Consider the following 10,976-nt stretch of genomic DNA (forward strand, 5'->3'; position numbering starts at 1 on the left):
ATGGAATTATATGTTTATGATAGTGAAATGACCTTGCAGGGAGTTGTTGAAAAAATAACTTCCCTTATATGGACGCGCCGTTATTGGAGTTGCGGCGAATTCAAGTTGCTTGTGCCATTCACAGAGCAACACAGCCGCCTTCTTGTCAAAAAAATGCTGATTATGAAGCGGGGCGACAATGAAGCGGGCGAAATCCGGTACGTGAATATAAAAAAGAATTCGCAAGGGCTTGAAGAAATAGAAGTGCAGGGGAAATTTATAACAAGCTGGATCGGAAAGCGCATTGTGCGAAATCAAATAATCACGACGGACAATACACAGAACATTCTATATAGAATTGTGTCCGAAAATATCACAAACCCGAGCGAACCGGAACGGGCGATCCCGAATGTCCATATTGCTAATGATCCGGATACAGGGAGCGGGAATATAGACTATGTTTCCGAGCCTTTTATAAATGCTTTGCTGGCCTGCGAAACAGCGGCAAAAGCGGCAAAGCTGGGATATAAAATATATACAGACGTTAAAACCAAACAGCATTATTTCAGCGTTTACGAAGGCCGCGATTTGACAGCAGATCAGACAGAAAACCCGCCTTGTGTGTTTTCACAGGAATTTGACAATATTGTAGAACAGGAATATACAAACAGCATTGAAAATTATAAAACAACCGCTTATGTGGGCGGTGAAGAAATAGAAGGCGTTGCCCGCAAGGTTGCAATTTCCGGAAGTACGGCGGCGGGACTGGATCGGGACGAAGTGTTCGTGAATGCCACAGACATTAAACAATCATATGAGGAAAACGAAGTACAAGTGACGCTTACCGATCAAGAATATTTATCCTTACTTGCCGCCCGTGGTGCGTCTGAATTGGAACAGTATGCGGAAACATTGAGCTTTTCAAGCAATATCAACACCCACGGGAATTTAAAGTATAAGGAAGATTATGATTTAGGGGATCGCGTAACCTGTATCAATAAACGCTGGGGTATAAAAATCAATGTGCGGATCACGGAGATAGCCGAAACGTACCAACAAAACATTGAAGAGATTGATATAATATTCGGTGAAAGCCTGCCCGCCCTCATTGATAAAATAAGAAAGTTAAGGTGATAACATGCAGAAATCAAGCTTTTTTAATTCGGTGAGCGGTGACAGAATATATAAGGCCGAGGAATGGGCAGAATATTTTGCGTCGTTCATTGGTAACGGGATATTCCCCGTTCCATCTTCCGGCCTGCAAGTGGTGGCAGGTGACGGAATGACAGTAACCGTAAACACGGGCAAAGCATGGATAAACGGTTACTTTTATTACAACACGTCAAGTCTTTCCGTGCCGCTGGCGACAGCAGACGGCGTATTAAAGCGGATTGATAGAATTGTTGTGCGTTGGGATTTGACAAACCGTACAATAAGTATTGCGGTTAAATCTTCCGCGCCATCCGCTTCCCCTACTGCACCAGCATTACAAAGGGATGCGGACGCATACGAATTATGCCTTGCCGACGTGCTTGTAAACGCTGGTGTTACATCAATATCACAGGCAAACATAACAGATCAGCGGCTTAATACAAGCCTTTGCGGGGTTGCCGCCGGAATAATAACGCAAATTGACACGACCGCTTTCAACGCCCAGCTTCAAGCATGGTTTGATGATTACAAGGATTTCAGCGTTGACGAATTCAACGAGCTTGTTTCATATCTGGATTCCTTAAAATTGCAGGGCGACGCACAATATAACGCCCTTCAAACCTACATGAACGCCTTTAAAATCAGCGCGGAAAATGATTTCAATTCATGGTTTGCTTCCCTGCAAAACGTTCTTGACGGGGATACAGCAGGGCATTTGCTGAACCTTATAACAAACCTTACGGAGCGGGTGGGGCTACTTGAAGCAGTAATATTCAATGACATTAATACAAACCCGTTCTTAATACAGTTTGACGATCTCGAAGGGGTGACAGCAACAGGAGTATGGAATGCAACACTTCAAAGGATAGAATGTTAAAGCGTTTTGCTTGCACTAAAGCGGAATTATCGTGTATTATCGGCAACCTGTTCACAGAGCTTGATTTATCCTGCGAGAATTGCGGGGTGGATCGTGTGGCAATCTACGGCACAACATATTCAGGCAACACGGGAACATTGATTATTACGGAAGTGGGCTTTGACTTTGAAGGATGCGCCGTGGATGTGGCGGCAATAGAACACATCAAGAAAGGACGGTGCATCAATGCAAAAACCAAACAGGGATCAGAAAGAGCCTTCCGAATTCAATGTAATTGTGAAGGCAAAAGACCTTGTGAAACACAGCTTCACCATAACGAGCAATACGACAAAGTTTCCGAAGAAATTTCGTTTTACACTGGTGAACCGGATACAGGATAAAGCGGTTGAAATTTACCAATGTGCAATTGAGGCTAACGAATTGGATTTGAGGATCGAAGAGGATCACAGAGAACGGCAGAAGCTTCAAGCAAAAGCATTAACCTATTGCAAGGAGCTTCTATTTTTCATAGAGCTTTCGCACGAAATGGGCTTCATATCCTCCGGAAGTTGTGAATATTGGTCAAAATTGGCCGTAGAGGTTAAAGCCATGATTGCCGCATGGAAAAAGCGGGATAAAGCGAGAGCATGAAAACCGTTTGGGGTATGCCTTGTCGTGTCGAACGCCAACAACGTGCGCAACGTCAATTCCGATGGCACGCTGAACAACAACAACGCGTACAACGGTAACAATGGCGTTCGCCCGCTCTGATGGAAATTGCGATTGAGTAAGCGTAAAGGCTGAAAACAGAAAACCATCATCAAAGGAAGGTGTATCCCTTCCCCGCCGCCTGCGGTTGGGATAAATACAAGATTGCTGATGCCGCCGCATTGCAGGGCAAGGCGAAGGCTACAAACGGCAAGGAGTTTTTATAATGCAAGAATATGAAAAGGTATATAAGTTTGAAAACCTGTACAGCGCATACCGGAAGGCACGGCGCGGGAAAAGGTGGAAGGAAGCGGCGGCAAAGTTTGAAGTTAACCTATTGGAAGCCATAAACCTGTTAAGTTGGCAGTTACAAACAAAAACCTATAGGCTTTCACCGTACAATATTTTCAAGGTATATGAGCCAAAAGAGCGGCTTGTAATGAGCAATAGTTATAAAGACAAGGTTATACAGCATTCCCTTTGCGATAACGTACTTGAACAAGCGTTCACACGCAGTTTCATTACAGACAATTACGCTTCACAGAAGGACAAGGGGACGCATTACGGGCTTAGCAGGCTGGAAGGCTTTATGCGGAAGTTTTATCGCAAGAATGGAGTTGACGGCTGGGTATTGAAGTGTGATATATCTAAATACTTCTATTCAGTAAAGCACGACGCGTTAAAACTCTTAATCCGCAAATATATTTATGATCCTGATGTGCTTTGGCTGGTTGATATGATAATTGACAGCACCGAAGGAAATATAGGAATTCCAATAGGCAATCAATCTTCACAACTTTTCGCCCTCCTTTACCTTAATGGGATGGATCATTATATCAAAGAAAAATTAGGCATTAAATACTATGGCCGATATATGGATGATTTTTATTTAATCCATGAGGATAAAGAATATTTGCGCCATTGCTGGAAGGAGATAGAAAACCATGTAAATAATTTAGGACTTACACTTAATCAGAAAACGAATATCTATCCGCTTAAAAACGGCATTGATTTCTTGGGCTTTCATACATACTTAACAGACAGCGGCGCGGTGATCCGAAAGGTACGCAGACAATCAAAGAACAATGTGCGCCGGAAATTAAAGAAAATGCGGCATTTGGTGAATGAAGGCCGGATAACATTTGAAACGGTGCAACAATCATATCAAAGCTGGCGCGGCCATGCGGAAAAAGGCAATTGCTATCACCTGATCCGCAGGATGGATATTTACCATGCACAATTATTCAAAAAGGAAGGTGATCGAGGATGCCAAAAGCATTAAGCACTTTAGTAGTGGGAAACAAGGTTGAAATTCCGGTAAATGCAGCTTATCAATCGCGGTTCGGAAGCAAGATTGTTTTCAAAGTCGCTGACAAAAACCATTCCGGCTATCCTGCAAATTCCGTTACGCTTATAACGGATAAAATCATTCAATTGATGTGTTCGGACGCAAAAGAAGCAAGTAACCCGAATACAGATCGGCAGAGCTACGGCAACAACAGGCATATTCATTCAAACTTATTGCAATGGCTGAACAGCAATGCCGCCGCTGGCGCGTGGTATTCTGCGAAACATGCTTATGATGCGCCACCAAACAATGCGAACGTAAACAGCGGTTGGAACGATTATGACACCTGGGCGGGATTTTTGGCAATGCTTCCGGCGCAGTTTGTGGCCGCGCTCATGGATACAACGCTTACGGTAGTTAAAAATACTGTGACGGATGGCGGGAGCTATGAAACCTTTACAGCAAAAATGTTTCTTCCATCCACAACCGAAGTAGGTTTAGCGAACGAAAACGGAATTGCTGAAGGTGTAAAATTAGCTTTGTTTTCAGACAATACAAGCCGCCTTGCTTATCCTACAGCGCAGGCGGTGAGCAATTCGGAATATACAAATGCAAGCCTTAATACCTCTTCTGCGTGGTATTGGTGGTTAAGAACGCCTTACGTGTCGTACGCCGACTACGTGCGCTACGTCTATTCCGGTGGCACGCTGAACTACATCAGCGCGTACGACGGTTACGTTGGCGTTCGCCCGCTTTGTAATCTGTCATCTGATATCTTGGTATCTGATAATGTCAATGCCGATGGCAATTATGAAATTATCTGGAACACAGCACCGAGCGCACCCGCAGGAATTACAGTTCCGGCCACAATTTACGACAGGCAGAATATTAATATTTCATGGGGAGCTTCAACTGATCCGGACAATGACGCAATAACATATACCCTTGAACGCTCCGTGAACAGCGGAAGCTATACGCAGGTGACAACAACCGCAGGACTTACATTCAGCGAAGCGGTACAAACATCATGGAATACCATACGTTACCGCGTGAAGGCGACGGACACATACAACAATTCAAGTGCCTATATTACATCGGATATGGTGGCCGTGATCCACAACCAGCCGCCCGTAATATCCGGAAATAACGGCGATTTAGGAGTAAAGGCCGCAGATTTTAACTATCAATACTCTGTAACCGATCCGGATAATGATATTGTAACGGTGGTTGAAAAGCTGAACGGAACGACGATTAAAACCCATACCGTGACGCTGGGGCAACAATATTCAATGTCGGTTTCCGGAAACAACTTCCTTGCCCTGCCTAACGGCCAACATACACTAACAGTGACAGCTACAGACAGCGCAAATAATTCATCCACGCGCACAATGACATTTACAAAGCAGGTTAGCGGCCTTACAATTCAGTTTTCCGAGCCTTTAGAGGCAACAACACAGCCAAAGAGGGTAAATATATCAGTTACACGGGAAATTCCAGCAGGGGCAACATTCAAGGTTGAGGCCACAAATAACCCGTTTGATCCTTCCCCTGCGTGGGAGGATTGCACAAATGCAGTATTGCAGGGCGTAGCGCATGTATTTGAAAATACAGTGAATGCCGCTGTACAATATGGCCTTAATATCCGCGTAACAGTTAACCGCGGCGCGGCTATTGGCACGTGCTGGGTATCTGGAATAGGGGGGAATTTTGAATGAGCATAATTCATAAGAAGGAAAACCCGAACAGCAATGCAGGGCTTGAAAATGAGATTAAAAATATTAAGGCGGCGGGCGAAAGCACCGCCGCTTTGCTATCCATGACATTCAAAGCGCAGATTACGGCAGACAGAAAAACAGGGGCAAAAGTAATTACGGATGAAATGATCCTAAAATCAGCGGAAATTGTTGAGTATCCCGAATTCGAGGACAACCACGCTTACACGGTAGGCGAAATCATAAAAAAGGGTAATCTTCTCTTTGAAGTAATTGCCGCACATACTTCAAACGCCGCCGCTTATCCGGTTGAAACAACATTCGCTTATTATCGGCAAATTGAGCTTACCCATACCGGAACAAAAGATGATCCAATTCCATATCCGGAAACTGCGGGCGTGCTTGTGGCCGTGGTTAACGGAAAGTATTACAGCTATAAAGGAAAAGTATATTTGGCAAAATCCGATTTGCCTAATTGTGTATGGCCGCCTGATACGGCGGGTATGTGGCAATGGGAAAAAGTTAAATAAAGGCGGGTGAAATGATGAATACACAAGTTTTTACAATCATAATTTCCGTGCTGGGTGTGGGTGGGATCATAAGCGGCGTTATCCTGCGGAAAATTGATAGGATGGAAAAAAAGCAGGATAAGCGCGACGATGCCCGCGCAAAAGAAAGCGTTTTGATCGTGCGAGGGCTTCAAGCGGTGGGACACCTTGCGGAAGCAACGGCAATTGCTCAAAAGAACGGGCATACAAACGGAGAGATGGAAACGGCGTTCAAATATTATCGGGAATATACCGACGACATGAACGCCTTTTTGTTGGAACAAAATGCCGCCCGAAATCACGGGCTATAAGGGGGCTTTTATAATGGCATTTTTAATACCCGATAAGACTATAACCGCCGCTGTGGGAGGCGGCACAATTGTTATTAAGCAGAAGATCACGCCGGACAGCGCAAGGGCTACAAAGTATATATGTTCCTATGTGAAAAAAGGTGATCCGGTTAAACCATGCGCAAAGTTGGCAGGCGGTACGGGTAAACCGAAGGGAATTACCGTACATAATACGGATGAAATCACAGCGGCAAGCGGAACAACACCAGCGGAGCAATACGCCCGTGCAACATGGCCTAATCAAAATATGGGCGGTATAGCCGTTCATTTTTGGGTTTGGCATAATGACATTTGGCAACAGCTTTCAGAGGATGAAAGAGGCTGGCACGCCGCAGACGGAAGCACGCGCCGCAGTTCACAGCGGGCGGGTGAAACCATAGGTGGAAACCTTGATACCATTTCTATTGAGTGCATCGGCGCGGATGCTGAAAGCGAGGACACAACCGCGAAGCTGGTTGCATACCTGCTTCAAAAGCATGGGCTTTCACCGGAAACGGATGTTTATACGCATAATTATTTCATGGGATTGCCTAACAAGATTGTAAACGGAGTAAGTAAAAATTGCCCGTTATACATTCTTCCGCACTGGGGCGCATTCATGGAAACCGTAAAGAAATATTACGCAGGGTTTAACAAGGTAAACACCAGCGGTTACACAGCCATTGCAGGGACAACAGCGGCTACAGCGGCACAAATGCGCGCTTACCTGCTGTTAAAGAACCCGCAGGCCGCAGGGTTTGCCGCAAACCTTCCGGAAATCTATATTGAAGAGGCCGCCGCGGAAGGCATACGCGCGGATGTGGCCTTTGCTCAATCCTGCCTGGAAACGGGTAATTTTAAATTTGGCGGGGATGTAAAGCCGGAGCAAAACAACTTTGCAGGGATCGGCGCAACTGGCGGCGGTGTGGCCGGAAATAAGTTTACAACGCCGCGGGAAGGTGTACGCGCTCAAATTCAGCATTTAAAGGCTTATGCTAACGCCGAACCGCTAAAAGGTGAATGTGTCGATCCACGGTTTAAATATGTTACCCGCGCGTCCGCTCCTTATGTGGAATGGCTGGGAATACCGGAAAACCCAAACGGTAAAGGCTGGGCTTCCGGTGCAGGCTATGGCGGGAAAATTCTTGCTATACTGGCCGCTATTCTGAACACAAAAGCGGGACAGGAGCAAATAAAACCATCCGCACCAGTGGAAACAATCAAAGTAGGAAGCACCGTAAAACTGAAACAGGGCGCAAAGACATATACAGGCGGTACGCTTGCTTCCTTTGTTTATGCCCGAAACCATATTGTTAAAGAAATCAATGGTGATCGGGCTGTGATAACATACGGCGGCGTTGTAGTAGCCGCTGTCAAACTGGCCGATCTAACGCTTATTAAAGCGTAGACGAATAAATAAAGTAACGGAGGTATTAATCAATGGGAAACATCAATATTATTCTTCTGATTATCGCTATCGTGGCCGTAGTATTTGCCATGATAACAATCCTTATTCCATATCTTATAAAAAAAGGCGTGAATATATCGGGTGCATTATCAACTACAAACACCGCGCTTAATACCGCGGATATGGTGGTTGACAGCCTGCAAGGTATATTCCCCGACATACCAGCCTTTGCCCTGATTGATAAAATTATAGGCTGGGCGAAGAAGGGCGCGGAAGCCGCGGAACAGCTTTATAAAACAAGTAAAATTACAGAAGATCGGCGAAAGGAAGAGGCCGCAAAGCTTGTATATGAATTTATCAATATGGCCGGAATAGAGCTTAACGACGATATGAAAAAGATCGTAGATGGTTGCATTGAAGCGGCTGTATTCGCTTTACCCAAAACACATACGGAAGGGAATGCCGCAGGAAGCGCGGCGAATGAAACGGCATAATGCCATTCCTGCCGCCGTGCGTTTTGCTCCTTTCCGCATGGCGGTTTAATGGGCGGCGGGTTATTCGCCCGCCAATAACAACAATGCCCCGCCTTTCACTTTTGCGGATCGCGGGGCTTATCTTTAAAGAACGGAGGAAAGCATATGAGTACGTCAGCAGTAAAGAAAAAAACGGGAGCGGGAACAGCAAAAAAGATAGATAAAAAGCCCGCAGAGCCTAAAAAAGAAAAACAGGTACAGAAACAAACCGCAACAGCCGCGGGAAGCTGGGAGGTTGCCCGCGAATTGAAAGTAACAAAGCCGCTTATGAAAGGCGACGATGTAAAAGCCTTGCAAACCGCGCTTATTGCACGGGGTTTCCATTGTGGCATAGGTGGCGCAAGCGGCATTTACGAAAAAAACACGGCACTTGCTGTCAGACATTTTCAATCTATGAATAGGCTAATCGTTGACGGGAAGGCCGGAAAGTTCACCGTTACCGCATTGGGCGGCATATGGAAAGAATAAGACAGTTTCAAGCCTGCCGCCGTTTCCTCCTTGCGGCAAGCAGGCATTTTAATTGAATGTGCGGCCATATATAAAGGCACGCACAAAACAAAGCCCCTGTGCTGGCCTGTCATGGCTTGCATGGGGGCTTTGTTTTCGTTTATTCATCTTTTGAAGATACAGCCGAATAAACCATTGATGAATATGAATTGTAGGGGTTTGCATCCTAAATGCTTTGCTCCACCATCAATTTAGGTGAATATAGATGCCATGCGGTCAAAGCCGCATGGCATCCGCCTTTTCAGGGGTTTTTACCCTCAATTTTTTGCCCCTCAGTTTCATAGATGACATTAGGCTTTTTTGAAATGCTGGAGGGATTCGAACCCACGTATACAACTTAATATGGATTTTTTTGCTAAAAAGCGGGAGTATTTTCTAGCGAAGATACCCCGCATTTTTTATGCCCTTTTTAGGGATTCACATCGAACGAATGGAGGAAGTCAAAATGACAAGCGAAACAATGCGTATCTTTTTCCCTCTGAAGATTCTGCTGCCTCAGTATGATCGCATGGAGGATAAGTGGGAGTATATCTCGCCCAGGGAGGCAGTTGCATATGAGGATCAAATCTTCGCCGCCATTGCAAAAGAGAACCGGCTCTTTAAAAACGACCGTGGCCTTGCCGAGTACATCCATGACAAATCTCTCAATAAAAAGGTGTATAGCCTGTACCCGTCAGTGGAAATCGTCGACGGTGAGCTGTGGGGTGTCATGACTGCAGGACTGACAGAAGCTCTTTCCGGAGAGGAAACAGCCGAGCTTCTGGATTATGTGGTCGGACAAAATGCGGATGGCTACGGCGAATTTCTGAAGCAGCGTCCCGTCAAAACGCCGGACGGCGAGATCTACGTCAGCTTCTGGAATTACAAAAACTACTTTCTCAAGCTTGAGCAGGAGATGAAAAGCTGCTGCCCGACCTCGGAAACATAGGCCCGGTGATGGGATGAACGAAAAATGAACGGACAAATTGCGCTCTTCGGTTTCTCTTGAAGCTGAAGAGCGCTTTTTTTATCGCGGCAGATTGCTGTGAGCCATACAATTAAATAAAAGAACGGGAAGGCGTTGTCTTGAAAAAAAGACAGCGCCTTTTTTGTTTTATCCGAGAAAGGAGCTGAACCATGAAGCATGATGTAACACCGGAAGAAAAAACAGGAGCCGGAGAAAACGCTCCTCCTGCAAAGTATTCCCTGCCTCTGCCTGAAGATACCGCCCGCTGCGCCAGCTGCCCTTATCCCGGCGTCGGCTTTATCTGCTGGAGTCCTGACGGCTCCTGCATGAGGACCGACGCTGAGAGATTCAGCCGCAGGAGCAAAGGGAGGTGATCTATTGAACAGCATCATCAGCTGGGTGGGCGGCAAAAAGGCACTGCGGGACATGATCTATCAGCGTATGCCGAAGGAATTCGGGCGGTACATTGAGGTCTTCGGCGGCGGAGGCTGGGTGCTGTTCGGACGGCCTCCGGACGCCGCTATGGAGGTCTACAACGATTTTAATTCAGATCTGGCAAATCTGTTCCGCTGTGTCCGTGACCGTCCCTTTGCTCTTCTCAAGGAGCTGAACTTCTTTCCATTGAACGGGCGGGACGAATTCAATGTCCTGAAAAAATATCTGGAGAAGGAGGAATTCACAAATGAGTATCTCCAAGAGGAACTGGATATCGCACAAAGGGTTCTCAGCGAACCGCAGTATGAAGAAATCAGGCCCATCCTCATAGAAAACGCACAGATGAACGACGTGAAGCGCGCCGCCGCATTTTACAGGCTCATCCGCTTAAGCTACGGAAGCGGCTGTACCAGCTATGGGTGCCAGCCCTTCGATATCCGGAAAACCTTTCACCTTCTCTGGCAGGGCAGCCGGAGGCTCAAGGACACAATCATTGAGAACAAGGACTTCGAGGCTTTGATCTGCCAGTATGACAGGGACAACGCCTTTTTTTACTGCGATCCCCCGTACTTCGA

At 46.1% G+C, this 10,976-nt stretch carries 12 protein-coding genes and 1 pseudogene; all 13 read left to right on the forward strand.

The window, feature by feature from the left end:
• Positions 1-1,113, forward strand: coding sequence for a siphovirus ReqiPepy6 Gp37-like family protein (locus tag P9B68_RS11070; RefSeq protein ID WP_277669060.1), 1,113 nt, complete (start codon positions 1-3; stop codon positions 1,111-1,113).
• Between the two features lie 148 nt (positions 1,114-1,261).
• Entirely contained in the window at positions 1,262-2,008 is a 747-nt protein-coding gene (locus P9B68_RS11075; RefSeq protein WP_277669062.1) for a hypothetical protein, read from the forward strand.
• Positions 2,009-2,233: 225 nt separating this feature from the next.
• Complete coding sequence (locus P9B68_RS11080; RefSeq protein WP_277669063.1) at positions 2,234-2,638, forward strand: four helix bundle protein; 405 nt, start codon at positions 2,234-2,236, stop codon at positions 2,636-2,638.
• 394 nt (positions 2,639-3,032) lie between these two features.
• Entirely contained in the window at positions 3,033-3,977 is a 945-nt protein-coding gene (locus P9B68_RS11085; RefSeq protein ID WP_277669064.1) for an RNA-directed DNA polymerase, read from the forward strand.
• Complete coding sequence (locus P9B68_RS11090; RefSeq protein WP_277669065.1) at positions 3,962-5,698, forward strand: DUF6273 domain-containing protein; 1,737 nt, start codon at positions 3,962-3,964, stop codon at positions 5,696-5,698. Before P9B68_RS11085 ends, P9B68_RS11090 begins: the two co-directional genes overlap by 16 nt.
• The gene (locus P9B68_RS11095) at positions 5,695-6,225 is read left to right on the forward strand and encodes a hypothetical protein (RefSeq protein ID WP_277669066.1); all 531 of its coding nucleotides are present in this window, start codon (positions 5,695-5,697) and stop codon (positions 6,223-6,225) included. Before P9B68_RS11090 ends, P9B68_RS11095 begins: the two co-directional genes overlap by 4 nt.
• An 11-nt stretch (positions 6,226-6,236) precedes the next feature.
• Entirely contained in the window at positions 6,237-6,554 is a 318-nt protein-coding gene (locus tag P9B68_RS11100) for a hypothetical protein (RefSeq protein ID WP_277669067.1), read from the forward strand.
• A gap of 13 nt (positions 6,555-6,567) precedes the next feature.
• Positions 6,568-7,980 carry an N-acetylmuramoyl-L-alanine amidase gene (locus P9B68_RS11105; protein ID WP_277669068.1) on the forward strand — a complete coding sequence of 471 codons (1,413 nt, stop codon included), beginning with the start codon at positions 6,568-6,570 and terminating at the stop codon, positions 7,978-7,980.
• 32 nt (positions 7,981-8,012) lie between these two features.
• Entirely contained in the window at positions 8,013-8,474 is a 462-nt protein-coding gene (locus P9B68_RS11110) for a phage holin family protein (protein ID WP_277669069.1), read from the forward strand.
• A gap of 144 nt (positions 8,475-8,618) precedes the next feature.
• Complete coding sequence (locus P9B68_RS11115) at positions 8,619-8,981, forward strand: peptidoglycan-binding domain-containing protein (protein ID WP_277669070.1); 363 nt, start codon at positions 8,619-8,621, stop codon at positions 8,979-8,981.
• A gap of 484 nt (positions 8,982-9,465) precedes the next feature.
• Positions 9,466-9,965, forward strand: a pseudogene (locus tag P9B68_RS11120) (hypothetical protein).
• Between the two features lie 171 nt (positions 9,966-10,136).
• Entirely contained in the window at positions 10,137-10,340 is a 204-nt protein-coding gene (locus P9B68_RS11125) for a hypothetical protein (protein WP_277669071.1), read from the forward strand.
• Between the two features lie 4 nt (positions 10,341-10,344).
• Positions 10,345-10,976: DNA adenine methylase (locus P9B68_RS11130; protein WP_277669072.1), on the forward strand; the 632-nt coding region annotated here is incomplete at its 3' end.

Origin of the sequence: Caproiciproducens galactitolivorans (genome assembly GCF_029266045.1) — a bacterium.
Lineage (GTDB): Bacteria > Bacillota > Clostridia > Oscillospirales > Acutalibacteraceae > Caproiciproducens > Caproiciproducens galactitolivorans.